This window comes from Eikenella exigua (assembly GCF_008805035.1).
Classification (GTDB): domain Bacteria; phylum Pseudomonadota; class Gammaproteobacteria; order Burkholderiales; family Neisseriaceae; genus Eikenella; species Eikenella exigua.
In genome coordinates, this window is sequence record NZ_CP038018.1 from 1833560 (window position 1) to 1859132 (window position 25573).

At 54.9% G+C, this 25573-nt stretch carries 29 protein-coding genes and 2 pseudogenes; 12 read left to right on the top strand and 19 right to left on the bottom strand.

Annotated elements, in window-relative coordinates:
- Positions 1–83: 83 nt before the first annotated feature.
- From EZJ17_RS09315 to EZJ17_RS09335, 5 genes are all read left to right on the top strand, one after another.
- Entirely contained in the window at positions 84–830 is a 747-nt protein-coding gene (locus EZJ17_RS09315) for a beta-ketoacyl synthase chain length factor (protein ID WP_067439881.1), read from the top strand.
- The gene (locus EZJ17_RS09320) at positions 809–1591 is read left to right on the top strand and encodes a lysophospholipid acyltransferase family protein (RefSeq protein ID WP_067439878.1); all 783 of its coding nucleotides are present in this window, start codon (positions 809–811) and stop codon (positions 1589–1591) included. Before EZJ17_RS09315 ends, EZJ17_RS09320 begins: the two co-directional genes overlap by 22 nt.
- Positions 1584–1844, top strand: a complete 261-nt coding sequence (locus tag EZJ17_RS09325) for a phosphopantetheine-binding protein (RefSeq protein ID WP_067439875.1) — start codon at positions 1584–1586, stop codon at positions 1842–1844. Before EZJ17_RS09320 ends, EZJ17_RS09325 begins: the two co-directional genes overlap by 8 nt.
- A gap of 143 nt (positions 1845–1987) precedes the next feature.
- A complete protein-coding gene (locus EZJ17_RS09330) occupies positions 1988–2248 on the top strand; it encodes an acyl carrier protein (protein ID WP_067439871.1) in 261 nt (86 codons plus the stop codon).
- Complete coding sequence (locus tag EZJ17_RS09335; protein WP_067439868.1) at positions 2245–2784, top strand: COG4648 family protein; 540 nt, start codon at positions 2245–2247, stop codon at positions 2782–2784. The genes EZJ17_RS09330 and EZJ17_RS09335 overlap by 4 nt, the downstream gene beginning before the upstream one ends.
- Before the next feature lie 77 nt (positions 2785–2861).
- Here EZJ17_RS09335 and EZJ17_RS09340 read toward each other — a convergent pair whose 3' ends face one another.
- The 4 genes from EZJ17_RS09340 to EZJ17_RS10440 form a co-directional block, all read right to left on the bottom strand.
- On the bottom strand, positions 2862–4202 hold the full coding sequence (locus EZJ17_RS09340) for a M16 family metallopeptidase (RefSeq protein WP_167508184.1): 1341 nt from the start codon (positions 4200–4202) through the stop codon (positions 2862–2864).
- A 127-nt stretch (positions 4203–4329) separates the two neighbouring features.
- Positions 4330–5640 carry a M16 family metallopeptidase gene (locus EZJ17_RS09345; RefSeq protein ID WP_067439862.1) on the bottom strand — a complete coding sequence of 437 codons (1311 nt, stop codon included), beginning with the start codon at positions 5638–5640 and terminating at the stop codon, positions 4330–4332.
- Between the two features lie 128 nt (positions 5641–5768).
- Positions 5769–6275 carry a cupin domain-containing protein gene (locus tag EZJ17_RS09350; RefSeq protein ID WP_067439860.1) on the bottom strand — a complete coding sequence of 169 codons (507 nt, stop codon included), beginning with the start codon at positions 6273–6275 and terminating at the stop codon, positions 5769–5771.
- Positions 6276–6557: 282 nt separating this feature from the next.
- Positions 6558–6758 carry a hypothetical protein gene (locus EZJ17_RS10440; protein WP_151086464.1) on the bottom strand — a complete coding sequence of 67 codons (201 nt, stop codon included), beginning with the start codon at positions 6756–6758 and terminating at the stop codon, positions 6558–6560.
- A gap of 648 nt (positions 6759–7406) precedes the next feature.
- Here EZJ17_RS10440 and ffh point away from each other — a divergent pair.
- From ffh to EZJ17_RS09380, 5 genes are all read left to right on the top strand, one after another.
- Positions 7407–8768: a signal recognition particle protein gene (ffh, locus tag EZJ17_RS09360; protein ID WP_067439852.1), complete on the top strand. Its 1362-nt coding sequence runs from the start codon at positions 7407–7409 to the stop codon at positions 8766–8768.
- Positions 8769–8975: 207 nt separating this feature from the next.
- Complete coding sequence (locus EZJ17_RS09365; protein WP_067439849.1) at positions 8976–9674, top strand: DUF3108 domain-containing protein; 699 nt, start codon at positions 8976–8978, stop codon at positions 9672–9674.
- Between the two features lie 127 nt (positions 9675–9801).
- Positions 9802–11064, top strand: coding sequence for an RsmB/NOP family class I SAM-dependent RNA methyltransferase (locus tag EZJ17_RS09370; RefSeq protein WP_067439846.1), 1263 nt, complete (start codon positions 9802–9804; stop codon positions 11062–11064).
- Between the two features lie 127 nt (positions 11065–11191).
- Positions 11192–11506 carry a Grx4 family monothiol glutaredoxin gene (gene grxD, locus EZJ17_RS09375; RefSeq protein ID WP_067439843.1) on the top strand — a complete coding sequence of 105 codons (315 nt, stop codon included), beginning with the start codon at positions 11192–11194 and terminating at the stop codon, positions 11504–11506.
- Between the two features lie 134 nt (positions 11507–11640).
- The gene (locus tag EZJ17_RS09380; protein WP_067439840.1) at positions 11641–11934 is read left to right on the top strand and encodes an H-NS histone family protein; all 294 of its coding nucleotides are present in this window, start codon (positions 11641–11643) and stop codon (positions 11932–11934) included.
- A gap of 123 nt (positions 11935–12057) precedes the next feature.
- On the opposite strand, the gene EZJ17_RS09385 is transcribed toward EZJ17_RS09380, so the two are convergent.
- From EZJ17_RS09385 to EZJ17_RS09435, 11 genes are all read right to left on the bottom strand, one after another.
- A complete protein-coding gene (locus EZJ17_RS09385) occupies positions 12058–13023 on the bottom strand; it encodes an IS110 family transposase (protein ID WP_067444361.1) in 966 nt (321 codons plus the stop codon).
- A gap of 281 nt (positions 13024–13304) precedes the next feature.
- Positions 13305–14456: a zonular occludens toxin domain-containing protein gene (locus EZJ17_RS09390; RefSeq protein ID WP_067444359.1), complete on the bottom strand. Its 1152-nt coding sequence runs from the start codon at positions 14454–14456 to the stop codon at positions 13305–13307.
- A gap of 2 nt (positions 14457–14458) precedes the next feature.
- Complete coding sequence (locus EZJ17_RS09395) at positions 14459–14746, bottom strand: DUF2523 family protein (protein ID WP_067444356.1); 288 nt, start codon at positions 14744–14746, stop codon at positions 14459–14461.
- 486 nt (positions 14747–15232) lie between these two features.
- On the bottom strand, positions 15233–16657 hold the full coding sequence (locus EZJ17_RS09400) for an IgG-binding virulence factor TspB family protein (RefSeq protein WP_167508185.1): 1425 nt from the start codon (positions 16655–16657) through the stop codon (positions 15233–15235).
- Positions 16608–16892, bottom strand: coding sequence for a hypothetical protein (locus EZJ17_RS09405; RefSeq protein ID WP_067444351.1), 285 nt, complete (start codon positions 16890–16892; stop codon positions 16608–16610). The genes EZJ17_RS09400 and EZJ17_RS09405 overlap by 50 nt, the downstream gene beginning before the upstream one ends.
- 110 nt (positions 16893–17002) lie before the next feature.
- Positions 17003–17320 (bottom strand): hypothetical protein, encoded by a 318-nt coding sequence (locus EZJ17_RS09410; RefSeq protein ID WP_067444348.1) that lies wholly within the window; start codon positions 17318–17320, stop codon positions 17003–17005.
- Positions 17321–17335: 15 nt separating this feature from the next.
- A complete protein-coding gene (locus EZJ17_RS09415; RefSeq protein WP_067444345.1) occupies positions 17336–17578 on the bottom strand; it encodes a hypothetical protein in 243 nt (80 codons plus the stop codon).
- A gap of 184 nt (positions 17579–17762) precedes the next feature.
- Positions 17763–17966 (bottom strand): hypothetical protein, encoded by a 204-nt coding sequence (locus EZJ17_RS09420; RefSeq protein WP_067444342.1) that lies wholly within the window; start codon positions 17964–17966, stop codon positions 17763–17765.
- A 9-nt stretch (positions 17967–17975) separates the two neighbouring features.
- Positions 17976–18299, bottom strand: coding sequence for a hypothetical protein (locus tag EZJ17_RS09425; RefSeq protein WP_240746204.1), 324 nt, complete (start codon positions 18297–18299; stop codon positions 17976–17978).
- A gap of 63 nt (positions 18300–18362) precedes the next feature.
- Positions 18363–19454: a replication initiation factor domain-containing protein gene (locus EZJ17_RS09430; protein WP_240746205.1), complete on the bottom strand. Its 1092-nt coding sequence runs from the start codon at positions 19452–19454 to the stop codon at positions 18363–18365.
- Positions 19455–19706: 252 nt separating this feature from the next.
- Positions 19707–19988: a hypothetical protein gene (locus EZJ17_RS09435; RefSeq protein WP_067444336.1), complete on the bottom strand. Its 282-nt coding sequence runs from the start codon at positions 19986–19988 to the stop codon at positions 19707–19709.
- A gap of 380 nt (positions 19989–20368) precedes the next feature.
- On the opposite strand from EZJ17_RS09435, the gene EZJ17_RS10705 reads away from it, so the two are divergent.
- Positions 20369–20506 (top strand): hypothetical protein, encoded by a 138-nt coding sequence (locus EZJ17_RS10705; RefSeq protein WP_231868040.1) that lies wholly within the window; start codon positions 20369–20371, stop codon positions 20504–20506.
- A 54-nt stretch (positions 20507–20560) separates the two neighbouring features.
- Here EZJ17_RS10705 and EZJ17_RS10975 read toward each other — a convergent pair.
- The 4 genes and pseudogenes from EZJ17_RS10975 to EZJ17_RS09455 all read right to left on the bottom strand — a co-directional run bounded on the left by EZJ17_RS10975 (position 20561) and on the right by EZJ17_RS09455 (position 24000).
- Positions 20561–21147 (bottom strand): annotated as a pseudogene (locus tag EZJ17_RS10975) (ATP-binding cassette domain-containing protein).
- Positions 21135–21769: pseudogene (locus EZJ17_RS09445) on the bottom strand (ABC transporter permease subunit). The pseudogenes EZJ17_RS10975 and EZJ17_RS09445 overlap by 13 nt, the downstream one beginning before the upstream one ends.
- 255 nt (positions 21770–22024) lie before the next feature.
- Positions 22025–23578 carry a DNA recombination protein RmuC gene (locus EZJ17_RS09450; protein WP_067439835.1) on the bottom strand — a complete coding sequence of 518 codons (1554 nt, stop codon included), beginning with the start codon at positions 23576–23578 and terminating at the stop codon, positions 22025–22027.
- Positions 23579–23655: 77 nt separating this feature from the next.
- Positions 23656–24000 carry a barstar family protein gene (locus EZJ17_RS09455; protein ID WP_067439832.1) on the bottom strand — a complete coding sequence of 115 codons (345 nt, stop codon included), beginning with the start codon at positions 23998–24000 and terminating at the stop codon, positions 23656–23658.
- Positions 24001–24147: 147 nt separating this feature from the next.
- Here EZJ17_RS09455 and purB point away from each other — a divergent pair, with 147 nt between their 5' ends.
- On the top strand, positions 24148–25515 hold the full coding sequence (gene purB, locus EZJ17_RS09460) for an adenylosuccinate lyase (RefSeq protein WP_067439829.1): 1368 nt from the start codon (positions 24148–24150) through the stop codon (positions 25513–25515).
- The last annotated feature ends 58 nt before the right edge of the window (positions 25516–25573 follow it).

Here is a 25573-nt window from a genome sequence, read left to right on the forward strand (position 1 = left end):
TTAACAGGCCGCCGGCTTTTAAAAAGGCTACCTGAAAGCAAAGCTTCAGCGCAGTTAAAACGCAGCCTCAACGAAGTTAAACCATGACCGCCGATTTCCGCCTCCGCTTTTCTATCCAAAGCTGGCACGCCGCCTCCACCCGCCTGCACACAGGCGAAGACTGGGCGACGTGGGCATCTGGCCGCTTAAACGCCGCCGATTTGCCCGACACGCCGCCGAAGGTGGATTTCCTGCCCGCCATGCAGCGGCGGCGGCTCGGCCTCTCGGCGCGGCTGCTGTTTGCGGCGGCGCATCCGCTGTTGGCGGAAGGCGAATCCTGCCCGCTGGTGCTCGCCTCGCACGACGGCGAAATCAACCGCAGCTTCGGCTTGTGGACCACGCTGTTGCGCGACAACGAAGTTTCCCCCACTTCCTTCGGCCTTTCCGTACACAACGCCCTGGCCGGGCAGTGGTCGATGCTGCGCGGCGACATGAGCGAATACACCGCGCTTTCGGTGCGGCAGAGCGGTTTGGAAAGCGCCGTGCTCGAGGCCGCCGGCCTGCTGGCCGATGGGGCGGAGCGCGTGTTGGCGGTGGTGGTGGACGAACCCTTACAGGCGCAATACCCCGCCGCACCGGCCGAACGCGCGCCCTTCGCCCACGCGCTCGCGCTGCTGCTCACCGCCGGCGAAGAGTGGGAACTTTCCTCTGCCGCGCCCGATGCCGGCGGTACGGCAAACTGCGGCTATTGGGGCGCGCTCGAATGGCTGCGGCAACAGCACTCAGGCAGCCGCCAGTGGATAAACCGTTATGCAGACAAGGCTTGGCAATGGCAGCGGCTTACCCCTTGAGCGCCCGTTTAAACCGCCTGTGGCGATTGCTGGCCACCGGGCTGGGCTTCGTGTTTTTCGGTGTGTTCGGCGTGCTGCTGCAAATCGTGCTGCTGCCCTGGCTATGCCGCCCATCGCCCACTTTGGCGCAGCAAAAGCAGGCGCGGCGCGTGGTTACGCGCACTTGGCTGTGGTTTAGCTATTATTTGATGCGCTCGGGCATTTTGAGCGCGGAATTTGAAGGCTTCGAGTGGCTAGGCCGCCCCGGCCAGCTGATTTTGGCCAACCATCCCTCGCTGCTCGATGTGGTATTCCTGCTCGGCCGCGTGCCCGAAGCCAACTGCATCGTGAAAGCCGATTTGCAGCGCAATCCGGCCATGGCTGGGCAAATCCGCGCCTGCGGCTACCTGCCCAATCAGGAAGATTTGGATTTTGTCGATGCAGTGCACGAAGTTTTGCAGCAGCAATGCCTGTTGGTATTCCCCGAAGGCACGCGCACCGGCTGGGATGGTGTGGTGAAATTTCATCGCGGCGCAGTATCCATCGGCCTCAGAAGCGCGCAGGTCATCACCCCCGTAGTGATTAAAATGCAGCCGCCAAACTTCAAAAAAGGCCAGCCGTGGTACAAAATCCCGCTGCAAAAACCGGCCTACCGCTTTATTGTGGGCGACGACATCAACCCGCAGGATTGGCTCAGCCAACACCCCCTGCCCATCGCCGCCCGCCGCCTCAACGACCACCTGCAACAATATTTCAACGAAAGAAGCCAAAAACATGACTGACTTGAAACAAGAAATCAAACAACTGATTATCGACAGCCTCGGCCTGGAAGACCTCACCCCCGCCGACATCGGCGACGAAGAAGCCCTGTTCGGCAACAGCGGCCTCGGCCTCGATTCCGTAGACGCACTCGAACTCGGCCTGGCCGTGCAAAAACACTTCGGCTTCCAGCTCGACGGCGAAAGCCAGGAACTGCGTGACAGCTTCGCCAATGTGTCCACACTGGCCGCTTTCGTGCAGAAACAACGCGGCTAGCCGAAGCAGTTTGATTAAGGCTACCTGAAAGCAAAGTCTTGGCGAAGCCAAGGCTAAGTTACTGCGAAGCGAAAAGCAGCAGGCTACCTGAAACAGTGGTTGGGCATGCCTGCCCGATCGCCCCCATCATTTAAGGAACATCCATGACCGAAACCGAAATCCGCGCCTTCCTGTTCGACATCCTGGAAAACATGTTTGAAATCGACACCAGCAACGTAACCGGCAGCACCAATCTCTACGAAGACCTCGAAATCGACAGCATCGACGCCATCGACCTGCTCGATCAAATCAAACGCCAAACCGGCTACAAACTCCAAGCTGAAGACTTCCGCAACGTCCGTACCATCGACGACATCGTGGCCGCCGTATCCAAGCTCTACCAAGAAGCCAAGCCCGAAGCGTGAAAACCGCCGCCAAAATCCTGCTCGGCATCTTGAGCGTACTCTACCCCCTGCTCTGGTATTACGGCCGCGAGCAGGGCTGGTTTTATCCGCTGGCCGGCTTCATGCTCCTGCTCTGGCTCGCCCGCGCCGCCATGCAGCGCGATCCCGGCCAGCGGCGCGTTTCCCTCCTCGTGGCCGCCTTCTTCGCCGCCATCCTCCTTTTGAAGCGGCCCGGCAGCATGTATTGGTATCCCGTGTGGGTAAACGGCCTGCTGTTGCTGCTGTTCGGCCTCAGCCTCACGCAAAAACAAAGCCTGATCGAACGCCTCGCCCGCCTGCAACACCCCGACCTGCCGCCCGAAGGCGTGGCCTACACCCGCCGCGTTACCCAAATCTGGTGCGGCTTTTTCGCCCTCAACGGCAGCCTCGCCGCCCTGCTCGTGCTGCTCGAACAATACCGCTGGTGGGCGCTCTACACCGGCATCATCGCCTACATCCTGATGGGCATCCTGATGGGCGGCGAGTTTGCCTACCGCAAGTGGGTGTTGAAGTTGTAAAGCCAAATAAAGGCTACCTGAAACTTTCAGGTAGCCTTTTGGTTTGCCCACGCTTGGTTCAATCAAGCGGATTGTGCTTAACGCCTTCTGCCGTTGCTGCGGCGGGCGGCGGGTTTGCCGGCTTGGGGCATACCGACCACGGTGGTGTGCAGGCCGGTTACGCGGCGCTGCCAGGCGGCTTTCACTTCTTCGGCGCTTAAGCAGGAAACGGCTGCCGGGTAACGGCTGAGGTAGTCGTCGGGCAGGTTGTAGAGGCCGATGAGTTTCAGGTAGCCCAACAGTTCGGCGTTGGTGTCGAAGCGCAGGGGGAAGCTGCCCACGAGATTAGCCTTGGCTTGGGCGAGCTCGGCTTCGGTGGGGCCGTTGGCGGCAAATTCCTGCAATACTTTCTGTGTGTCGGCCAGGGCGGCGGCGGCGCGGGATTTTTCGGTGGCGAAGGAGATGGTGAGCGGGCCTTGGGCGCGCAAGGGGGCGAGGCGGGAGGAAGCGCCGTAGGTGTAGCCGTGTTGGTCGCGCAATACCTTCATCAGCCGGCTATCAAAGCCGCCGCCGCCGAGGATGTAGTTGCCCACGGCCAGGGCGTAGTAGTCGGGATCGTTCGGCGTGAGGAGGGGCATGCCCAACACGATGTGCGCCTGGGTGCCGCTGTGCGGCAGGGTTTGGGTTTGCACTGCGCCATGGGTGGCTTCGGGCAGGGGCGGCAAGGCTTGGCCGGTGGGCAAGTCGCCGGTGAGTTTGCTCACGATTGCTTCGGCCTGGCTACGGCTGACATCGCCCACAATCGCCACCACGGCATTGCGGCGGGTGAAATATTGCTGGTGGAAGCGGTGCAGGTCGGCGGGGGTGATGCGGCGGATGGTTTGCTCGCTGGTGCGGGCGGGGTAGCCGTAGGGATGGGTGGGGTACACCTGCCGGGTGTTGGCCACGGAGGCGAGGAAATCGGGCTGGGTGCGGTTTTGTTTGAGGGTTTCCACCGCACGGTCTTGCTCGCGTTTGAGTACGGCGGGATCGAAACGGGGTTCAACCAATACGTCGCGCATCAGGCCGAGGGCGGGATTGAGGATATCCGGCTTGGAGAGGCTGCGCAGTCGCACGCCGGAGGTATCGGTGGTGTTGTAGCTGGAGAGGCTCACGGCCAAATCGGCCACGCGCTGGAGCAGGGCTTCTTCGCCCAGGCTTTTGGTGCCGGTATCGGCCAAGCCGGCGGCGAAATCGGCCACGCCGATTTTATTGGCGCTGTCGCGGCTGCTGCCGGCATCGAAGGCCACGTCGATATCGACAATCGGGTTTTCACGCCGCTCCACCAGCAGCACTTTGGTGCCCTCGGCGGTTTGCCAGCGCTGAATGGGGATATTCTCGGCCAGCGCGGCGGCGGGCAGCAGGCAGGCCAGCAGCAGGGTGCGGAACAGGGGTTTCATGGGGATTCACTCCTAAATTTGGATACGGTTTGGGCTGTGCTGAAGCGGGCGCTTTCAGGTAGCCTTTTCATTCAAGCCGGAAGGCTACCTGAAAAATATTTCTACGTTTTCAGGTAGCCTTTGCCGCTTACTTGGATTCGGGATACAGCACCACGGTGGTGTGTTTCTGCGCCAGGAGCCAGCGGGCGGCCTCGCGCACTTCTTCGGCGCTCACGGCCAAGCGGCGGCGGAGAATTTCGTCTTCATCCGTGTAGGAGAAGCCGGCCGACTCCAGCGAGCCGATGTTGGTGGCTTGGGTTTCCATCGAATCTTTGCCAAACTCGCGTGCGGCCAGGCTGCGGTTGCGCACACGCGCCAATTCTTCTTCGCTCACGCCGTGTTCGGCAATTTGGCGCACTTCGTTCAAAAACGCTGCCGTGAGCTGCTCGGGCTTCACATTCGGCGCGGGCGTGCCGCTAAACAGCAGCACATCCGGCGAGCGGGTGAGCATATCGTAGCCCATCGAGGCTTCCACGGCGACCTTGCGGCCGCGTACCAGATTGCGCTCGATGCGGGCAGACATGCTGCCGTCGAGCACGTCGGCCAGCATATTCAGCGCATAGGGCAGCTTGTCGTCTACCTTGCGCAGGGCGGGCACCTGAATAGCCAAGCCCACCACCGGCGAGCTTACCGGCGCGGTGGAACGGGCGGAGCGGTTGGCCGTTTGCGGCGGCTCGATTAAATCATTGCGCGCGGGCAGCGGGTGGTCGGGCAGGCTACCGAACAGTTTTTCCGCGTTATCCAGCACTTCGCCCGCCTTCACGTCGCCCACAATCACCAGCGTGGCGTTGTGCGGCGCATACCAGGCGCGGTACCACTGGCGCAAATCTTCCGGCTTGAGCGTGTGCAAATCCGCCTCATAGCCGATAACCGGCGCGCGGTTTTCCGGCTTGGCATAGGCATTCAGATTAATCTGCTCCCACATTTTGCCATCAGGATCGTTATCAGTGGTGAGGCGACGCTCTTCGCGGATTACCTTCATTTCGTTTTCAAAATCGGCATCGCTGAAATTCAGGTTCACCATGCGGTCGGCTTCCAGCTCCAGCACCTGCGGCAGGCTGGCTACGGCAAATTCTTGGTGATACACGGTTTCGTTGCGTGAAGTGAAGGCGTTGTCGCTGCCACCCAGCGCGGAAATGCGGCGGCTGAATTCGCCGGCGGGTACGGTGGGCGTGCCTTTAAACATCATGTGCTCCAAGGCGTGGCTCAGGCCGGTTTTGCCTGCGTGCTCGTCGGCACTGCCCACCTTAAACCACAGCTGCGTGACCGCCACCGGCGCACGGTGGTCTTCGCGCACAATTACTTTCATACCATTGGCCAGCACGCGCGACTGCGTTTCTGCCGCCGCCGGCACCACAGAAGCCGCCAACACGGCGGCCACAAGCAATGAACGGAACATAAGTTTTCCTAAAAACGGGAAGAGGCTGCATGATACCGAAATTTTCGGCAAAGGGCACTTGGGGCGGTCTGAATAAAGAAAAAGGCTACCTGAAACTTTCAGGTAGCCTTTGCTGTGATTGCGCCAGATTACCGCGCGGCCGGGGCAGCAGGAGCAGTGCTCGGCAGCTGGCCGATAAAGTTGATGAAGCGCAGCGGCCGGCGGCCGGTGTTTTTCAGCGCATGCGACTGACCGGGGCGGGCGATGGTGATGTCACCGGCAGACACAGGCACTTCCTTGCCGTCTGTACCCATAAACGTGCCGCGGCCTTCCACAATCAGGTACACGTCTTCATTGTTGGTGTGCTTGTGCAGGCCGATAGACGCACCCGGCGGCAGCGTGAGCCAGCCGATTTCGCGGATAGCATCTTGCTCGCCGGTTTGGTGGCGGGTGTAGGCAAAACGTCCCAGTAGCCTGCCTTCGCCGCCGCCGGCTTTTTCGCGGTTCCACTGCTGCAAGTTGGACATTCTGTACACCTGCACGCTGCGGTCTACCGGCGTTTTGCTCGGTTCGTTCGTGCCCTGCACATCATGCGCCCAAGTGCCGGCGCTGGCAAACAGAGCGGAAGCGACAACGGACAACATCACTTTTTTCATCGGGTATCTCCTGTGGTTGGAATGAAGAGGAAACAAAGGATTTGGTGCAGAATAGGTGGTGGAACGGGAGTGGTCAAGATAGCTTATAAATGGAAACCGGTTTATTTGCTGTTTGTTTGATGTATGCTAAAAATTATGTTTACCAATGCTGCTTGAAAACTTGCCGAAGTACTTTTCAGGTAGCCTTTCGCCTTCACACTTGGTGCAGCAACACCTGCAACACAAACTTGCTGCCCACAGAAACGCTCAGCAGCACAAAACCCGCCAGCATGCTTTGAAACATCAGCTTTTCCAGGCCCAACAGCGGTGGCAAAACGACATCAGTGGCGAAATGCGGTAACTGCGCAGGCGGCGGTTCAGCAGCAAAACCAACGGCGCAAGCAACACGGCAATACCGAACAGGTTGTACGATAACACCGATGTGCCCACGTGCAGAGAAAGGGCATATTGCCCACCGCATAATCCGCGCCCAGCGCCGGCCACTGCGCGGCAGCCGGCATGGAAAGCGTGGCAAAAGGGTAGAGCAGTTGCAAACCCTTCAGCAAATAAAAGAAACTGCCGCACCAACACAACAGCAGCATCAACTAGGTACCCAGACACTGGGCATAGCCGATGCCGTTGGGGAAGCGGCTGAGTAGCAGCGGCTGACACTCTACCGCCGCGTGCACGGGCAGCTGCGCCACCAGCAACAGCAGCTCACCTTTGAGCAGGCATGGCTGCCGGGCATCCTGCCTCCCGAACCGCTAGGCAAACACGCCTATGCCGCCGTAGAGCAACGCAAGCAAAATAAACAATCCGGCCATGCTTTTTCCATGTGTCGCGCGCCCGCTTTTCCATCAGGAAAGCCGCAAAGGCTGCGTGTAATAGTGTAAAATACTGTGATTTTAGCAAACTTTGCGGCCTGTCAGAGGCTGTCTGAAAGCGATGTTTTGGTGAAGCTGAAGTTGGATTTCTTAAAACCGAAAAGCTTGGAAAGGCTACCTGAAAAACCCAGCTTCAACAAAGTTGTTTAAAAAAGCTGCTATCCTTAATCCTGAATAACCATCCCCATTTGTCGGCCGGGTGAAACCACCCTAAAACAAGACAAGCCAACGCAGCATTTTGGCGGCTTCACCCGGCATAAGGAACAATATGTTAGATAATCTATCCGGCCGCCTCAGCCAGTGGGCCAAAAAAATGCGCGGCCAAGCGCGCCTCTCCGAAGACAACATCAAAGAAGCCCTGCGCGAAGTGCGCATGGCGCTGTTGGAAGCCGACGTGGCGCTGCCGGTGGTGAAAGACTTTATGGCCAGCGTGAAAGAACGCGCCGTCGGCCACGAAGTAATCGGCAGCCTCACGCCAGGCCAGGCCTTTATCGGCGTGGTCAACCAAGCGCTCACCGAGCTGATGGGCACGCAAAACAGCAGCCTCAATCTGGCCGCCGTACCGCCCGCCGTGGTGCTGATGGCCGGCCTGCAGGGCGCGGGTAAAACCACCACCGCAGGCAAGCTCGCCCGACTGCTCAAAGAAGAGCAGCGCAAAAAAGTGCTGCTGGTGTCGGCCGACGTATACCGCCCCGCTGCCATCGAGCAGCTGCGCCTATTGGCCGAGCAAGTGGGCGCGGATTTCTTCCCATCCGACGTTTCCCAGCAGCCCGTGGCCATCGCCCAGGCCGCGCTTGATTACGCCAAAAAGCATTTCTACGACGTGCTGATGGTCGACACCGCCGGCCGACTGGCAGTGGACGAAGTCATGATGGCCGAAATCAAGGCCCTGCATGAAGCCGTGAATCCGGTGGAAACCCTGTTTGTGGTCGATGCCATGCTCGGCCAGGATGCCGTAAACACCGCCCAGGCCTTCAACGAGGCCCTGCCGCTCACCGGCGTTATCCTCACCAAAATGGACGGCGACGCACGCGGCGGTGCGGCACTTTCCGTGCGCCACGTTACCGGCAAGCCGATTAAATTCATCGGCACTGGCGAAAAAATCGGCGGCCTCGAGCCTTTCCACCCCGACCGCATCGCCGGCCGCATTCTCGGCATGGGCGACGTGCTCAGCCTGATTGAAGACGTGCAAAAAGGCATCGATCAGGAAGTGGCCGAACGCATGGCCAAAAAGCTGCACAAAGGCAAAGGCTTCGACCTGAACGATTTCAAAGCCCAAATCCAGCAGATGCGCAATATGGGCGGCATCGAATCGCTCATGTCCAAACTGCCCGGCGAGATGGGCCAGCTTTCCGCACAAATCCCCGAGGGCACAGCGGAAAAAGCCATGAGCAAAGTGGAAGCCATCATCAATTCCATGACCCCGAAAGAGCGCGCCAATCCGGCCCTGCTCAAAGCCAGCCGCAAACGCCGCATCGCCGCCGGCGCCGGCACCACCGTGCAGGAAGTGAACAAAATGCTCAAGCAGTTCGAGCAGTCGCAAAAAATGATGAAAATGTTCGGCGGCAAAGGCATGGGCAAACTCATGCGCATGGCGCAAGGCATGAAAGGCATGTTCCCCGGGCATTAAAATCAGCCTAGCACAAAATAAAATACCGAAAGGCTACCTGAAACTGATGTTTCAGCTTAGCTAAACGAACGTAGGGAATTTTTACAAAGCTAAAATTCTCGTCAAACCATATAACCGCCGCCCCTCCAATGCAAAACTTAAGGCTATAATGCCGCCTCAAAGCTGCTGCGCGCGGCATGCCATCCCTTTTCACCAAAGGAATTTCAAATGACCAGTCTCACCCTCCGCCTCGGCACTGCCGCCGCCCTGTGCGCCGCCGCGCTGGCCGCGCCCACTGCCGCTGCCGAAACCGCCTTCCCCAAAAACGCCGAGCTGCACTACATCGGCCCCTACGGCGTGCCTGCTGTGATGACCTTCAACCAAAACGGCGGCCGCTACAACGTAAACGCCGACATCAACGTGCCGCTCTACAAAATGCGCTTTTCTTCCAGCGGCAGCATCAGCGGTAACCGACTACAGCCCGCCCGCTATAGCGACACCCGCAAAGGCCGCGCCTATGCCGGCGCCATCTTCGATTACGGTGCCAAAACCATCACTTACGGCAAAGCCGGCCACACCGAAAGCCAGCCGCTTGTCGGCCCCACTTTCGACCTCTTCACCCTGGCCTGGCAGCTCGCGCTCAACAACGGCCAACTGCCTGCCAACTTGCACATTACCAATGGCAAACGTGTTTATCCCGTGCGTGGCATGACCCGCCTGCCTTCCGCCCGCTACAACATCAATGGCGCCAGCATTGCGGTAAACCGCTTTCGCGTACAGCGTGGCGACGACACCATCGAATATTCCTTTGCCCCCGATTTTGCCAACATCCCCGCCCTGATCAAATACACCGACGACGGCAAAACCTACGAGCTTAAGCTGCGTAGCGGCAAAATCGATGGCACACCGCTGCAGCCGCCCAAGTAAGCAGCAAAGCAGGCTACCTGAAATGCCAGACCAAACAGACAAGCCGCCCCGCAGCCTGTCTGTTTCTTATCTGCCCATTTTCAGGTAGCCTTCCCCTTTCCCAGGCTACCTGAAACCTCGCGCCCAAATGACCCCTGCCCAACTCCTCCATACTTCCACCCTGCTCGGCCAAGTGCTCGGCTTCGAGCAGCCCGCCGACGCCCTCGTTTCCGCCTATTTCCGCAGCCACAAAAAACTCGGCCGCCAAGACCGGCACGAAATTGCCGAAACCGTGTTTGCCGCCCTGCGCCATTTGCAGAAAATCCAAAGTGTGCTGCCCGAGCCCGTGCGCCAATCCCGCCGCGCCGCGCTGGCCGCCCTGGTATTGGGTCGCGGCATCAGCATTTCCGCCCTCGCCGATTGCGCCAATGCCGAAGAAACCGAGTTTCTAGGCTACCTGAAAGCCAAAAAAACCGAGTTTGCCGAGCAGCTGAACACTGCCGCCGAACTGCCCGAATGGCTCATTGCCCAACTGCACGCCCAAGGCTGGAGCAACGAACACATCCTCGCTTTCGGCCGCAGCACCGCCGCCCCCGCCCCGCTCGATTTGCGCGTGAACACCCTCCAAGCCAAACGCGACAAGGTGCTCGCCCAACTGCAAGATGAAGGCATCCGCTGCGAAGCCACGCCGTATTCGCCGTGGGGCATCCGCCTGCGCGACAAATCCGCCCTCATGCGCCACCCGCTGTTTTTGGAAGGCACCATCGAAGTGCAAGACGAAGGCAGTCAGTTGCTCGCCCGCCTCACCGGCGCGCGGCGCGGCGAAATCATCGTCGATTTCTGCGCCGGCGCGGGTGGCAAAACCCTCGCCCTAGGCGCCGCCATGAATAACAGCGGCCGCCTCTACGCCTTCGATGTGGCCGAAAAGCGCCTGGCCAAACTCAAACCTCGCATGGTGCGCGCCGGCCTCACCAACATCAGCCCGCAGCGCATCGGCAGCGAAACCGACCCGCGCCTCGAACGCCTCATCGGCAAAGCCGACTGCGTGCTGGTGGACGCCCCCTGCTCCGGCCTGGGCACCCTGCGCCGCAACCCCGATTTGAAATACCGCCAATCGCCCGAACGCATCGCCGAATTGGAAAAACAGCAGGCCGCCATCCTCGAGGCTGCTGCCCGCCTAGTGCGCCCCGGCGGCCGTTTGGTGTATGCCACCTGCAGCGTGCTTGCGGCTGAAAATGAACACCAAGCTGAACGCTTCAGTGCCGCTCATCCCGATTGGCAGCTGGCAAACGCCACCAGACTCCTGCCCGATTGCCCCGAACTGTTTTCAGGTAGCCCCTATCTGCAACTCGCTACGGCCACCCATCACACCGATGGTTTCTTTGCCGCCGTATGGATACGCCCCGAATAGTTGTCAGATCGGTTATAGTGCATCAACTTCGCTTCTGCTTCTTGTATCGAAAGCAGATTTAATCCGCTATAATGACTGCTGTTTCGCATCCGCATTTATCCATATTTGATCCATAAGAAGAAACACTATGAGCATCCAAGAAGAAATCAGACAATTCATAAACAGCAACCGCATAGTGCTGTTTATGAAAGGCACCAAACAATTCCCGCAATGCGGCTTCTCCTCCCGCGCCGTGCAAATCCTGCAAGCCGCAGGCTGCAATGATTTCGTTACGGTAAACGTATTGGAAACCCCCGAAATCCGCCAAGGCATCAAAGAATACGCCAACTGGCCCACCATCCCGCAGCTGTATGTAAACGGCGAATTCGTGGGCGGCTCCGACATTTTGATGGAAATGTATGAAGCCGGCGAATTACAGGATTTGCTGAAAGCCGAAGCCTGATTTACCATAACGAAACTGAGCCGGTTTGGCGCGTGTCTGTGCCAAACCGGCAATTTATTTCTGGCATAAGAAACCGAAATACCCTTATAATCAGCCCCGAAATAAATTTTAACAACCTTCACAAAGGAAACATCATGGCAGCACGTGAGACTTTAGACCAACTCCTGGAACAGAAGAAAACTTTGGAAGACCGAATCCAACGCCGTTTGGTTTCCGAGCGTAAAAAGAAAGTTAATCAAATTCTGGCCATTATGCGAGACTTTGAAATCAGCATTGCCGATATCGAAGCAGGCCTGAAAGAAAAACAAAGCCGCCCGCAATACCGCAATCCGAAAACCGGCGCAGTGTGGGGCGGCGTGGGTAAACGGCCGAAATGGATTGTAGAAGCCCAAGAAAAAGGCATCGACATCAAGAAATTCTTGGTATAACCGTTGTCTACAATAAAAAAGATAGCTTATTGCGTGTCAATATATCTTTACGTTTCTTTACCGCGCAACAAGGCTGCCCCTCATTGACAAATAACGTGGGCAGCCTTGTTTCTTTGCTACATCCTATTCGCTGTTAATCCCTGCCTGATACCGCTTCGGCTCAAAGTCTTGCCCTGTTTTTATCAGGTGGAAAGCAATCACGGCCAGCTTGCGCATCAAGGCCACAATAATTACTTTCGGCGGTTTTCTCTTTTGCCTAAGCCGTTCAATAAATGCCGGAAAGGCATTATCCCGATAGGCAACCATAGCTGGCATAAACAAGGCGGCACGCAAATCATTCTGGCCGAACTTGGATATCCGGCTGGGCTTATTCAGGCTGCTGCCTGATTGTTGATGCCTTGGATCTAGTCCCAAATAAGCCACCAGTTCGGAGGCTTTGCTGAATCGCCCGTCTTGTAGCAACGTGAACAGGATGGTGGCGGAAGTTAGACCAATCCCCGGAATGGTTTGCAGCTGTTTGATTTTGTCTGAATGTTCTTTATCCTGTTTCAGTAGCTGTTTGATTTGCCGGTTTACTGCTTTAACCTGTTCATCCAAATGGTCGATGTTTTGATTCAGGTAGCCTTGCAAATAGTCCGGTGCGGTCTGCCGTTTGGTTTCCTCTGCTGCCCGCTGCCGTTTCAGTCGTATCAGATAGCGGTTCAAATCGCGTAATTGCCGCTGTTTTTCAGTCAAAGGCTGCCACGGCTCCGGCTGTACCATTTTGCTGTATTGTGCAATCAGCTTGGCATCCTGCTTGTCGGTTTTGGAGCGTTTGAATACTGCCATACCGAATGATTTTATCCAGTAGGGATTAACCACCGAAACCGTATAAAAACGGCTGAAATAGTCTGCCGCCTGTTCGTAGTAAATGCCGGTGTATTCCATGCAGATATTTAAATCTTCTTCCGCATTGTGTGCCTGTAGCCATTTGCGCAATCTGGCATAACCTTCCGGGTAATTGTCAATCGTGATTTCTGCCGTTTTGCCGTTATTCAGTAACAGGCAGCAATCCAATCTGTGCTTCGATACGTCTATTCCAAGGTGCATAAATTTAACCTTATTAATGCGGATTCGGCCACAGCCGTTCCAAGATAGCTTACAAATTCAGGTCAAAAAAGAATCCGTGTCCCCATCTTTTTTCCGACTTTTAAAGTCAGGCTACACCTTTCGGGCTCACGGATTCTGTGATTCGGTCATGACTCCGAATCATCTAAAAAATGCACGCAATAATAATGCCAATTGTCTTACTACCAATGAAACGATACTAGATACAAAACGGCGAAGAACAAAATTTTTCCAGTAATGACGCTGCATTCTTGCCCCTGTATTTATTGTGCTGAAACAGGCGCATCATGGGCATAAGCTAAATTTTGTTTGGTCTCACTATCCAAAGTCCATACCGAAGCACTGCTACCGACCTCCTTCACGGTTGGTTGCTGCTGACCGACATTCTCTTGTCTAGCCTCCTTATAAGGATTGAACGGCAGCCCTTCCAACGCGTATTGTTTGCACAAAGCTTCCGGCACTTCTGTAACCTTGGTTGCCTGGTCGGTATAGCAGGCGCAGCCGCTTTCGCCACCGTCTATGCAGGCTGCCACCCGCTCGAATTGCCGAACCTGCCGTACGCCGTTATACAGTGGTTTGGATTCGGGTCTTTCGGCCAAGGTCGGTACAAACATTTCCGGGGTCAGGTTGGCATTTTCTCCTTGGCCGAGAGAGGTTGCCGCCTGTGTTGCCTGTGTAATGCCTGCCACGGGGTTAGTAAGGTTTGCTGGTTCGGATACCGTTTGTGCCTGATGCTGACTGGCTTGGGTGTCCCCCTTGGATTTGAAGCCCTGATAGGTTCTCCAACCCATATAGCCGACAATCGACAACATAAACAACACTACAAACGGCCCGAATACCAAGACATACCACCAACGCGAACGAACTTTCTTATTGTGGCTGTGGACTTCGGCAGATTTGTAGTAATCAAAAACTTCTTCATTGATTTTGTGTACACTGGAGACGGCGCGCTTGGCTTCGCTAGTCGTATTCGTTACCGCCTCATTCCACTCCAGACGGGTAAGACCGCCCATTTGATTGGCCGCGATATGGATGTGCTTATTCACGACCTCTTTCAGATTCAAATCGATGATTTTTGGAGATTGCGTGATAAAAATCATATCAATGCCATAATGGCCGTGTACGTTGAGAAAGGACACGTTGGGCGGCATTTTGCCGTTGCCGTAGCGTTTAGGGTATAAATCCTGCACTTCGTCAAAAACCACCAACGAGCCGATATTCTCCTCCCACTTAAGCCACTCATACATATCTTCCCAGCTATGCCCTTCCGGCGGCTGATGATGCGGCAGTTTCAGGCCATTGATGTTCGAGAACAGCTTGCGGTCTTTGTAGGCTTCATCGTGCATAATCATATCGACGACAAAGGCGGTTTTGCCGATGCGCGGTTTTCCTGTTACGAGAACGATTTGCGCCATACTTATTTCCTCCCGAGGCGACTGGCCAGTTTGGTCATGGATTTAAACGTAACGATAAAGGTCAGCATACCGAACATGATGTTCATCACAACCCCGCCACCAGAAATATAAAACATCTGCAACAGCCCGGCAGGTGCACCCGAACTGAGCAACAGACTGGTTATTTCCTGCTTGAAGCGGCTGATGATTAAATCGAAACCGACATAAGTAATCGCTGTCAGACCCAGCGCAGTAAATATGCGTGCTACAACGTTAATCAACAAAGGCGCTAAGGCGGCCAGAAATTTCATTGTCTATCCTTTCATTATTTCGCTACCTAATCCTCCGTGCTTTCCAGTGAAAATTCTTCAAATTCCCACTGGAGACCACTAACATTTTCAGCAAGCATCTACCGGCAGTCCCACCGCGATTTCTGCTGCGAATTCTGCGAATTCTCCGCAGAAACCGACAACGTTTCAGGCAAGCATTGACCGTTTTGCGGGGGACTAGTCCCCCTGCACCCCCTAGTCTCACTTGCGACGCCGCGCGGGGAAGGTCTCCGCTTCGCTTTGACACTTCCCCTACGGCTGGAGTGTATTTAGGGTAGGAGCGTCAAGTGCAAGGCCTTCGGCTCCGTACTCACCCGTTCAGACTGCGTAATCAGCGAGCTGATTACTCCGCTTAGCTGCGGCTTCCGTGCGGACACTTGACTGGTTCGGCTGTTGCCGGAGGCGGAGAGAAACTTCACTGGTCTTAGTGAGGATTGCAGGGATTCAGACGGCCAGGCGGAAACGTTGCTACACTTCCTGACGTACCACGCGGACGACGAAGAAGGCGGCCACCAGCCAGGCACCGGCAATGATGAACGGCCTAATCTTGCGGGCGGCGGCACAGGCGGGTTCAAGGCTGATGCTGAAGCGGCCGCCGAAGGCTTCGAACTCTTCGCCCTTGGGACAGGCAGCATCGGTGCTGAAGACGTTTTCAGGCTTGAAGTCGAGATTGACGGTTTCTTTGGGTATGGTCAGGTCGGCACTTCCAGGTTCAGGCTGTTGGTCGCAAGCCATAATTTCGGGATGCTCGCGGCACAGGTCGAATGGTTTCTGCTGGTCGGGCTGGTCTTTATTGCCGTTGCCGGATTGGTTGCCACCCGGCGTGGCAGCGGGCGCTTCCGGGGAATTTGGTTTGAGGTCAGGACGGTCTTTGAAGGTTTCTTGTACACACGTTCCGGCAGAACAGTTATAAAACCGCCATTGGGCTTGCTTGGCTTTGCCGTCGCGCGAATCGGTGAACGGGTCGGAATTAACTATTGTGCCGTCCAACACGGATACTTTCGGCTCACTCCACGCACTATCCGGCAGTTCGGCAGCTTTAATAACCTCTTCTGGTTTTTCTTCAAAAATGGGTTCTGCTATGCGTGCCAAATCTTCTTCTGTCAATTCAACTTCGCCCAACGCAAGGGTACTAACCTGCATATACTGCTTGGATATCTGCCCCGGCCTTAAAAAACCGATTTGCTTTACCACTTCGAATTGTACGAGGAGTTGTTTAGACGCAGGTTGATAACCGCAGCTTAATTTAACGCCGATAGCTGATTGGTCGGAAAAGTTAAAATGCTCCTTCGTAACCTGCCGACACAATTCGCGCTCAATAACATCATTACTTAGGTTTTCTACCGGCTTTCCGTAAACAGCAAACTTGTTATCCGGTATATATTGTTTAGCCTTGGTATCTATGCAGCCTCCGGAAGAAAACGCACAAAATAGGGTTACATTGCGCATCACCATATTGTTTTTGTCGGCATCGTAGCTATAGCCTGCATCTAGAACTTTATCTAGGATAGCTTCAAACAACAAACCCGCCACAAGGCTTTGCGGGGTGAATTTGGCATAACGAAGCTTGGTTAGAAGCCCGCGTGCTACGCGGGCGCGGGAGACGGTGCGTGTGATTGTAGCAGGAACGCGGGCAGTTTTACGCGCACCAGTCATAACGGAGCGAAGAGTTGATAAATCATGAGCTACAGAATACTCATAATAAAAACTTCGAGTAGCTGTAGAATAAGCAGGTTTTAAACCATTTACATTAAAGCCACTTCTCACTCTAACTGGTAAACCCGTTTTACCATCAATAATAAACTCCGGCCCAGCAAAAGCACAAAGCGGCAATAACAAGCAACTAAATAATAGGCAGTTCCTTATAAAGTTCTTTATGCGGACAAATGACAAAACATTTAGCATTATCAAAACGTATCCTCAAATATGAATGATCAGGAAACATAACTTCCACCCGATAATCATCCGCCCATCGGTTAAAAAAATTATGAACCTGTTCCATACCAAAACCAGTATGAAAAACTTCCTTCCTAACTAACTCTTTATAAAAAATAAATGCCATTGGTAGACCGAGATATAAATGGCTGGACTTTTGAAGTCTGTACAAATCTTCTTCTGAAATAAACATCTTAGATTCCTTCCCTTACCCAAAAATGGAAAGGAATTTAACATGCTGCTCAATCTTTGAACAGGAACAAGACCAGAATCACGGCGGTAAAGCCGTACATAAACCAAAAATCAATCATCGCCGCCCCCGCCCTCTGCCGAATTAGTGGCCGAATAAACAAGCTTGTACAAAATACGGAACCCCCAAACCATGAAGAACAGGAACAACAGCGGAAACGTGGTAAAAATGCCGAGCTTGATTTGTTCCCCAATATCGCATTCGGGAAAGTACAAGTTGACGGGCTGGCCTTCTACCTGCCATGTTTGGCCGACTTTGTAGGGTCGAATTACTCTGCCTTCGGCGGTAATGGTTGGAGGCTGTTGCGACAACAGCCAGTCCGCAGCGTCTTCTTGCGAAGAGAAACACTGATAACCGATTCTGTAGCCCACAACAGCCCCCTCACCTTAGCGACCAGACCTAATCATGCCGTAGGCAATCTTGAAGCCTTGGATCACGATCACCACGGACAGCAAGGCCATACCGATGGCAGACACCATAACGGCGAATTTGGCGATTTCAGTCGCAGCGGTAGTACCGATGCTGCTCAAATCCACACCTTCTGCATAGGCAGATCCGGTTGCTGCCAGTGCCGTACCGGCAGCGGTTGCTTTCAGGCCGAAGCCTTTGAACTTCTGAAGTAAACGCATAATTTATCCTTTCTAAATGCGTTGTGATTAGGAAATTGGCGGCTGTGCAAAGGTATTCCGGAGCGCCGCCCGACCCCGAAACCGGTTAACCGAACAAGTAATAAGTCGATACGGCCAAAATGCAGCCCAAAACAACGAATGCGCCTAGGGCAATCTTGAACGACAAAGGAATTTTCGGTTTCATTCAATCCTCCAAATAGCGCAGAAACTCAAAGATGGCGAAACCTGCGCCGATTTCTTCAATGCCTGCTTCCACAGCGTCTTCACGGGATTCATAACAGCCCGCCCGCGACAACACCGGAGTAAAGCCGACATCCCCTGCATCGTCCGAACAAAGAAAGTCGTAACTTTCCAAGCTCTGCACGATAAAGAAACGCTGTAGCCTCATGTACCCCCCTTATTTGGCCGGTGCTGTCTTTTTCGGCTCTTCAGGAATTTCACGGAAATCCACTAAATTAATGCACTGGGTTTTGCCGTTGGAGGTCATGGATACGGATAGTTCAGCGAAGAATGGGAAAGTTTTGTCTTTGAACTTTTCAAAATTCAGGCTGGTGCCGTAACGATATTCGCTGGTTACCAAACCAAGGGCATTGCCTTGGCTTTCATCCAGTGGGGTAGCCACTAGAACTTTGGTCTGGTCAATTTCCGTGCCTTCGATGTTGCCTTTGAACTTTTTGACACCAAGCACGGAAGCCTGCATAACGAAATTGATTTGATTCATGATATTTACCTTTCTGTTAGAGTTAATTAATGGCGATTCAGGCAGCCATCCAAGCCTTTAAAATCATTTGAATATTTTCCACTCATCAGGAAACATTCTTTCTTGCCAGTCAAAATTCGGGTCTTCTTGCATACGGGTCAAATAATCAATTTCGACCATCCCGAATTCATCCACCTTATGCCTTGGCATGGCATGCATATAACCGTCTGCCGCTACTTGGCAGTCATATTCTTCAGGCCGTAACCCTTTAGGGTATTTATCGTGTTCCGGTTTCAACTGGTTCACGATATCTTCGGCGTCGTAACCGAGATCGGATAGAAAATTGAGTAAGCGTCCCACCTGATTTCTGGCGTGTCTGACCTTGTGTTCCAGCATCAGGTTAACGGTCTTTTTTACAGCTTCGATCCGCTCCGATTTCTGCTTGAAGATGCTTTCGCATATCGGATATGCCCCCGACAGGTATTTACCCGGCTTCAACAACACGTCGAGCGGAATCACAATATCTCGCGCCCTAAATTCGACTTCAAAGCGCACCCAAGGACTTTCTTTGTCGCCCAACTGTTTGCCTTTCTCATACACGCGGGTCAGTTTGGAGCTTTCGCGCGAGCCGATATAGAAGGTTTTGCCGCTACCGTCTTGCGAACGCCAATCCGAACCCCTGCATTCGCTTTTTGGGATGCGGTTTGTCCACGAGAAACCGCCGTTGTCCAAATCCAATAGGGCTTGTTCCGGTGTGTATTCGCCCTGAAAAAAATCGTGTGCCACGTCTACGCGGGTGATTTTCGGACGGACGGCATCGGCTAAAAAATCGTACAGGCGTTTTTCCCAGCCTTCTTTTGCAGCTATGCAGCCTTGGGCGTTCAGTTCCACCAATACCGTTTCACGCTGGCCGCCGTAATGCAGCTTGCCGTATTGCATATCTTCAGGCCCGAGTTGGTAGCATTCGTTATAGAAAAATTTGCCGCGGTAATCGAACTTCTTGGTAATGCCGAAACCGAAAACTTCCTGTAGTGTCCGGCTGTACTGAATCAGGTATTCTTCATCCGCTACCAAAGGATGACCGGCTATCAGGCACAGGGTGCTTTCGTGGATGGTAAAGGTCAGCTGGTCGATAAAGGCGGCATTGCTTTGGCCGCGACGAAGCGGTACTTCCAATAATTTGCCGTTGCTGGAAATGACGTGAGTAAAGGTTTTAAAGGTTTCCCAGCCGTCTGCCTCCGTACCTTGCGCTTCAGGGTTATTTTTTCGTTCCCCCCCCCCCTATTAGCCGAGGGGGGCGGCCTGAATCGGCATCGGCGTCAGCACCGGCACAGCCCGCTGCCGCCTCTGCCGTTTCAGGCCGCATGCTGGCTGCTGCAATGATGGCATCAATATCGGATGCTTCCGGTAGCTGATATTTTCGCTTGCTCATAGCACGCACTCCTCCGGTACGAGGCGCACAACTTCGGATTCGGTAATGCTGCGGAAAAACGGAATGCCCAATTCGATAGCGTCGATTACGTACAATGAATAGCTGTCAAGCAATTCGGGTACGACGTCTTCTGATTCGAGTTCTACTATTTCTGAATACAAGATATGGCCGCGCTCCGGCGTGATGTGCAGAATCAGCGTGACTTCGTAAAACAGGCCTTCTTTCGATCTGTCAATCGTGGCCGTGATATTGGGATAGGTGGGTAATTGAAGTTTCATGAGTTAAGCCCCTTTGCTTGGCTGTCTTGAAATAACGGGGCTTAAAAAACCCCGCCAACATAACCTTTGATAAGGTTTGTTAACGGGGTGCAATATATAAGGCTACCTGAAAACTCAAAATCTGTTTTCAGGTAGCCTTTTCCATATTGGGCGTCGGCCAAATGTGCCTATTGGAAAAGCATTTTGAGATTACCATTATGAATTGATATAAGCCGATTTCGACAGATGCAAAATATCCATTTTATTAATGATAACGGAAGCTTTGTTTTTGTTTCTGCCGCAGGATCAATCTACACGCCGCCCTATTATTTTAACTTCATTGACGCTCACATTTTCAAGTAGCCTCTACCCAATTACATTCCTCCATAAGGATAGCCCATATGGAACAGTTAAACACTCTGTTTCTGATTATGGTCTTGTTTCTGTTTGTCAGTGTGGTGACCACCCGTATATCGGAGCGACTCGGTATGCCTCTGCTGTTGGTTTTCCTCGTTGTGGGCATGCTGGTGGGCGAATAATCCGCGCCGCTGAGAAACTGTTGGGCGCAGCTGCTTTCCGGTTTGGTGAAGAATTTAGCGGATGTACTTTCTTCGATGATGTTTCCTTGACCCATAAAGATAATCTGGTCGGCTACTTTGGCGGCGAATTCCATTTCGTAGGTAACGATGAGCATGCTCATGCCCTCGCGTGCCAGCTCCCACAGCGCGCGCAATGGCAATGCGCTGCTTCTGCCCGCCGGAAAGCTCGCGCGGGAAGGCGGTTTTGTGGTTGAGCAGGCTCACGCAGGCGAGCAGCTTGTCGGCCTGCGCCTCCACTTCTTCGCGGCTGCGGCCTTGCGCCTTTAGTGGGCCGAGCAGGATGTTGTCGATCACGCTCATGTGGGCAAAAAATTCATAGCTCTGAAACACCATGCCCACTTTCTGGCGGGCGATTTCCCCACGGCACGTTTTTGCCGAATTCGTCCACGCCTTCCACTTCGATGTTGCCGCCCGCCCTGATGCGGCTCCAGGCCGTTGATGCAGCGCAGCAGGGAGCTTTTGCCGTTGCCCGATGGGCCCAAAATCACCACCTCGCCCTTCTCCAGGCTAAAATCCAAGTCCTGCAACACTACGGTGTTACCGTAGCCTTTGCGCAAGTGACGCACGTTTAGCAAAGCCATATCAGCTCTCCTAATTTCTTTTCCAAATAGCCTGTCAGCAACGAAAGCGGCCGGCAGCACAAGAAATACAGTATGAAAATCAGGCCATACACCCAAAACGAAGCGTTCGGCATGGTAAGTAGGGAATTCTCGATAATCTGTTGCCCCACCTCCACCACGCCGGTCAAGGCCGCCAGCGAGCTGGTTTTCACCATACGCGTGAATAGACTGATTGTGCCTGGCAGTGCCCGCTGCACACTCTGTGGCAACTCGATATACCAAAACACCTGCCGTCGGTTCAGCTCCAGCGCACCGCGCACCAAATCTCCCATCTCGCCTGTGTGCCCCAAACTACAAACACCCAAATGCACACCCACACACCGTTCAAATGGATATCCGTCTAGGCCGAGAGCCCGAAATACAGTACAAACAACTACATCAGAATCGGCACGATCCGCACCACTTCCAAATACAGTGCACCCACAAACCACGCCAGCGGATGATGCACCCGCATCAGCAGCCCGAACAGCGTGTCCAACACACAGGGAAGCGTTATCGAAATCAACGAAATCTTTACCGTGAGCCACAAGCCTTGCGCCAAGCGCGCCGCATTCTGGCCGGCAAACAGCCACTCAAGCACCATATTTCTCCTCCTGCAGCCTTTTTTCTACATCGCTAAAAGGAGGTACTAATGTAGATTAAGAAGCACAAATGGGGAGACTACCTAACAATATTAAGAAGAGTAGGTAGAATAAAATGTTGGCGTAGTAGCGCTGCTGTTTTACTATTGCATTGTGGTTTACGCTTTCAGTGAGGCACAAATATCGGGCATAAATGCTCAAGTTACGGCAGCATACAATAATTAAGAGGCTACCTGAAATTTTCAGGTAGCCTCTCCCTACACCTTGTCTGCCGCGCCGCCTGTTTTATCTTCCAGCGCCTCCGGCTCTTCGCTGCCGGCTTGTTCCACCAGTTGCGCATCGAGCCGTTTGCCGGCTTTCACGCCCATTTGGCGCAGTTTTTCCACGCGGCCGACTAGGTTGCCGCGGCCGCTGTGGAGCTGTTTGTGGGCGGCTTGGTAGCTTTCTTGCGCCTGCTGGAGGTTTTTGCCCACTTTTTCCAGCGTTTCCACAAAGCCGACGAATTTGTCGTAGAGCTTGCCGCCTTCGCTGGCAATCTGCAGGGCATGGCGGTTTTGGTATTCGTGCCGCCAGATGTTGGCCACGGTGCGCAGGGTGGCCAGCAGCGTGCTGGGGCCAACCAGGATGATGCGTTGGTCAAAACAGGTTTGGAAGAGCTCGGGGTCTTGCTGCAGGGCGAGCAGGTAGGCGGGCTCCACGGGCACGAACATGAAGACGAAATCGAGCGATACCAGGCCTTCGATGTCGCTGTAGCGTTTGGCAGCCAGCTCTTTGATGTGCTGGTGTACGGAGGCGAGGTGGGCGGCGAGCTCGGCTTCGGCGACTTCAGGGCTTTCGGCGCGGGTATAGCGCACGTAGGCGGTGAGCGACACTTTAGAATCGACGATGATTTGTTTGTTGTCGGGCAGGTTGATGAGCACGTCGGGTTGGAGGTAGCGGCTTTCGCCGTCGCTGTCGGTTTGGTGGCCGCCGCTTTGCACGAAGTATTCGCGCCCTTTCACCAGGCCGGAGTTTTCCAGCACTTTTTCCAGAATCATCTCGCCCCAGTTGCCCTGGCTTTTGTTGCGGCTGCCGGTGAGGGCTTGGGTGAGGGCTTGGGCGTCTTGGTGCAGCCGAGCGTTGAGCTGTTGTAGGCGTTTGAGCTCGTTTTCCAGCGTGAGCCGCTCTTTGGCTTCTTTTTCGTAGGTGTTTTGTACGAGTTGGCTGAAGCCTTGCAGTTTTTCGCTCAAGGGATTGAGCAGTTGGTCGAGCTCTTGGCGGTTTTGCTCGGAAAAACGGCGGCTTTTTTCTTCGAGGATTTGGTTGGCGAGGTTTTGGAATTGTTCCCCCAAGTTTTGGCGGGCTTGGTTGAGCAGGGCGATTTGCTCGGCATGGGCTTGCTGCTGCTGTTCGATTTGGGTTTGCACGCGTTCGTGCTGCAGGCGGCTGGCGGCCAGCTCTTGGCGGGTGGTTTCGTAGCGCTGTTGGAGCTGCTGCTGCTGCTCGGCGGCTTCGGCCAGGCGGTTGGTGAAATGTTGCACCGATTGCTCGGCAGTGGCGGCACGGGTTTGGTAATCCTGTGCGGCTTGGCGGGCGGCGGAAAGCTGCTGTTGGCTGTCGGCCAGGCTTTGGGCGGTGTGACCGAGTTGCTGTTCGTTTTGCTGACAGACTTGCTGTTGCAGGGAGAGCTGATGTTGCAGGCGATCGGCTTCTTGCTGGTGGCGGTGTTGCGCGGCTTGGTGGCGGGCGTTTTGCCACAGCCAAACGATGAGTGCGCACAGTAGGGCGGCGGCGAAGCAGGCGATAAGCAGGATGGGGAGGGTAAAGGTCATAACAGGCTACCTGAAAAACGGTGTTCTGGCGCTAAAGCGTGAGCTTCAACGACGTTTAAATGAAGAGGGGTGGCGGTTTAATCCGCTATCGAAATCCGCACGATTTTATGCTCCTGCGGGTTGCCGTGCCAATAATCGCGGTATAGCTCCAGGCAGTCGGCAATATCGGCAAACAGTTTGGGCTGGCGTTGCCTGAGGTCGGCCAGGCCGCAAAAGGCGATGTGGATTTCGCGTTGCGGCAGCCAGCCCAAGTCACGCATACAGTCGTTGAGCGAATCGAGGCCGCCGCTGAAACAGGCGGGCAGCTCGAAGGCTTCCTGCATGCGCTGCATCAGGTTGTGCGGGGTTTTGATGCGGGATAAATCCACGCTGATGGCGAGGGCATCCGGGCGGGTTAGGGTTTGGCGGATAAAGCGGCTCATGTGTGAGGCTACCTGAAAGCATAAAGCGAAAACGTATTCTACCGCTTTAAGCCTCGCAGAATGCGCCAAACCATCGCTTTCAGGTAGCCTTTCCGCTTTTCGGGTAGAATACCGCCGTTTTGTCGGCCTTTTTTCATAGGAAACCACATGTCTGCCCTGCTTGCCCTTTCCCCGCTCGACGGCCGCTATGCCGCCGCCGTTGAAGCCCTGCGCCCCGTTTTTTCCGAATACGGCCTCATTCGTGCCCGCGTGCGCGTGGAGCTGGAATGGCTCAAATCGCTGGCTGCCGCGCCCGAAATTAGCGAAGTGCCGCCTTTTTCTGCCACCACTTTAGCCGAAATCGATGCTGTGATTGCCGGTTTTTCGCCCGAACACGCTGCCGAAGTGAAGGCCATCGAAGCCACCACCAACCACGACGTGAAAGCCGTGGAATACTGGCTCAAGCAGCGCTTCGAAAGGCTAACTGAAATCCAAAAGGCAAACGAATTCATCCACTTTGCCTGCACCAGCGAAGACATCAACAACCTTTCCCACGCCCTGATGCTGCGCGAAGCCCGGGACGGCGTGCTGCTGCCCAAGCTGGCCGAAATCGCCGCCAAGCTGCGCCAAATGGCACACAGCTTGGCCGCCCAACCCATGATGAGCCGCACCCACGGCCAGCCCGCCACCCCCACCACCCTGGGCAAGGAAATCGCCAACGTGCTCGCCCGTTTGCAGCGCCAAACCGCCCAGCTGGAGAAACAGGAGTTTTTGGGCAAAATCAACGGCGCCGTGGGCAACTATAACGCCCATCTCTCCGCCTACCCTGATATGGATTGGGAAGCGCATTGCCGCCGCTTTGTCGAACAGTCGCTCGGGCTCACTTTCAACCCCTACACCATTCAAATCGAGCCGCACGACTACATGGCCGAGTTTTTCCAAACCCTCAGCCGCATCAACACCATCCTCATCGATTTCAACCGCGACGTGTGGGGCTACATTTCGCTCGGCTATTTCAAACAAAAAGTGAAGGCCGGCGAAGTGGGCTCCTCCACCATGCCGCACAAAGTGAACCCCATCGACTTTGAAAACTCCGAAGGCAACCTCGGCACCGCCAACGCCATCCTCGGCTTCATGGCCGAGAAACTGCCCGTATCCCGCTGGCAGCGGGACCTGACCGACAGCACCGTGCTGCGCAACATGGGCGTGGGCGCAGGCTACACCCTGCTCGGCTGGGCCGCCCACCTGCGCGGTCTGAACAAACTCGAAGCCAACCCCGCCGCCATGCAGGCCGACCTCGACGCCACCTGGGAGCTTTTAGCCGAGCCCATCCAAACCGTGATGCGCCGCCACGCCGTGCCGCAGGCCTATGAGCAGCTCAAAGCCCTCACCCGCGGCCAAGACGGCATCACGCCTGCCACCCTCCAGTCCTTCATTCGCGGCCTTGCCATCCCCGAAGAAGCCAAAGCGCGCCTGCTCTCGCTCACTCCCGCGCTGTATGTAGGCAAAGCGGAGGAGCTGGCTAAGCGAATTTAACGCCGATTGCTTGCCTGTAAACAACAAAAAGCTACCTAAGAATTTCAGGTAGCCTTTC

What these genes read in the sequence shown, in the direction of transcription:
- EZJ17_RS09405 (WP_067444351.1), bottom strand. Translation starts at nt 16,892, where the DNA reads ATGTTTATTTCAGAAGAAGATTTGTACAGACTTCAAAAGTCCAGCCAT.
- EZJ17_RS09330 (WP_067439871.1), top strand. Translation starts at nt 1,988, where the DNA reads ATGACCGAAACCGAAATCCGCGCCTTCCTGTTCGACATCCTGGAAAAC.
- EZJ17_RS09325 (WP_067439875.1), top strand. Translation starts at nt 1,584, where the DNA reads ATGACTGACTTGAAACAAGAAATCAAACAACTGATTATCGACAGCCTC.
- EZJ17_RS09415 (WP_067444345.1), bottom strand. Translation starts at nt 17,578, where the DNA reads ATGCGTTTACTTCAGAAGTTCAAAGGCTTCGGCCTGAAAGCAACCGCT.
- EZJ17_RS09350 (WP_067439860.1), bottom strand. Translation starts at nt 6,275, where the DNA reads ATGAAAAAAGTGATGTTGTCCGTTGTCGCTTCCGCTCTGTTTGCCAGC.
- EZJ17_RS09345 (WP_067439862.1), bottom strand. Translation starts at nt 5,640, where the DNA reads ATGTTCCGTTCATTGCTTGTGGCCGCCGTGTTGGCGGCTTCTGTGGTG.
- EZJ17_RS09450 (WP_067439835.1), bottom strand. Translation starts at nt 23,578, where the DNA reads ATGACCTTTACCCTCCCCATCCTGCTTATCGCCTGCTTCGCCGCCGCC.
- grxD (WP_067439843.1), top strand. Translation starts at nt 11,192, where the DNA reads ATGAGCATCCAAGAAGAAATCAGACAATTCATAAACAGCAACCGCATA.
- EZJ17_RS09385 (WP_067444361.1), bottom strand. Translation starts at nt 13,023, where the DNA reads ATGCACCTTGGAATAGACGTATCGAAGCACAGATTGGATTGCTGCCTG.
- EZJ17_RS09315 (WP_067439881.1), top strand. Translation starts at nt 84, where the DNA reads ATGACCGCCGATTTCCGCCTCCGCTTTTCTATCCAAAGCTGGCACGCC.
- ffh (WP_067439852.1), top strand. Translation starts at nt 7,407, where the DNA reads ATGTTAGATAATCTATCCGGCCGCCTCAGCCAGTGGGCCAAAAAAATG.
- EZJ17_RS09425 (WP_240746204.1), bottom strand. Translation starts at nt 18,299, where the DNA reads ATGAATCAAATCAATTTCGTTATGCAGGCTTCCGTGCTTGGTGTCAAA.
- EZJ17_RS09320 (WP_067439878.1), top strand. Translation starts at nt 809, where the DNA reads ATGGCAGCGGCTTACCCCTTGAGCGCCCGTTTAAACCGCCTGTGGCGA.
- EZJ17_RS09340 (WP_167508184.1), bottom strand. Translation starts at nt 4,202, where the DNA reads ATGAAACCCCTGTTCCGCACCCTGCTGCTGGCCTGCCTGCTGCCCGCC.
- EZJ17_RS10705 (WP_231868040.1), top strand. Translation starts at nt 20,369, where the DNA reads ATGGAACAGTTAAACACTCTGTTTCTGATTATGGTCTTGTTTCTGTTT.
- EZJ17_RS09420 (WP_067444342.1), bottom strand. Translation starts at nt 17,966, where the DNA reads ATGAGGCTACAGCGTTTCTTTATCGTGCAGAGCTTGGAAAGTTACGAC.
- EZJ17_RS09435 (WP_067444336.1), bottom strand. Translation starts at nt 19,988, where the DNA reads ATGAAACTTCAATTACCCACCTATCCCAATATCACGGCCACGATTGAC.
- EZJ17_RS09390 (WP_067444359.1), bottom strand. Translation starts at nt 14,456, where the DNA reads ATGGCGCAAATCGTTCTCGTAACAGGAAAACCGCGCATCGGCAAAACC.
- EZJ17_RS09455 (WP_067439832.1), bottom strand. Translation starts at nt 24,000, where the DNA reads ATGAGCCGCTTTATCCGCCAAACCCTAACCCGCCCGGATGCCCTCGCC.
- EZJ17_RS09395 (WP_067444356.1), bottom strand. Translation starts at nt 14,746, where the DNA reads ATGAAATTTCTGGCCGCCTTAGCGCCTTTGTTGATTAACGTTGTAGCA.
- EZJ17_RS09380 (WP_067439840.1), top strand. Translation starts at nt 11,641, where the DNA reads ATGGCAGCACGTGAGACTTTAGACCAACTCCTGGAACAGAAGAAAACT.
- EZJ17_RS09365 (WP_067439849.1), top strand. Translation starts at nt 8,976, where the DNA reads ATGACCAGTCTCACCCTCCGCCTCGGCACTGCCGCCGCCCTGTGCGCC.
- purB (WP_067439829.1), top strand. Translation starts at nt 24,148, where the DNA reads ATGTCTGCCCTGCTTGCCCTTTCCCCGCTCGACGGCCGCTATGCCGCC.
- EZJ17_RS09370 (WP_067439846.1), top strand. Translation starts at nt 9,802, where the DNA reads ATGACCCCTGCCCAACTCCTCCATACTTCCACCCTGCTCGGCCAAGTG.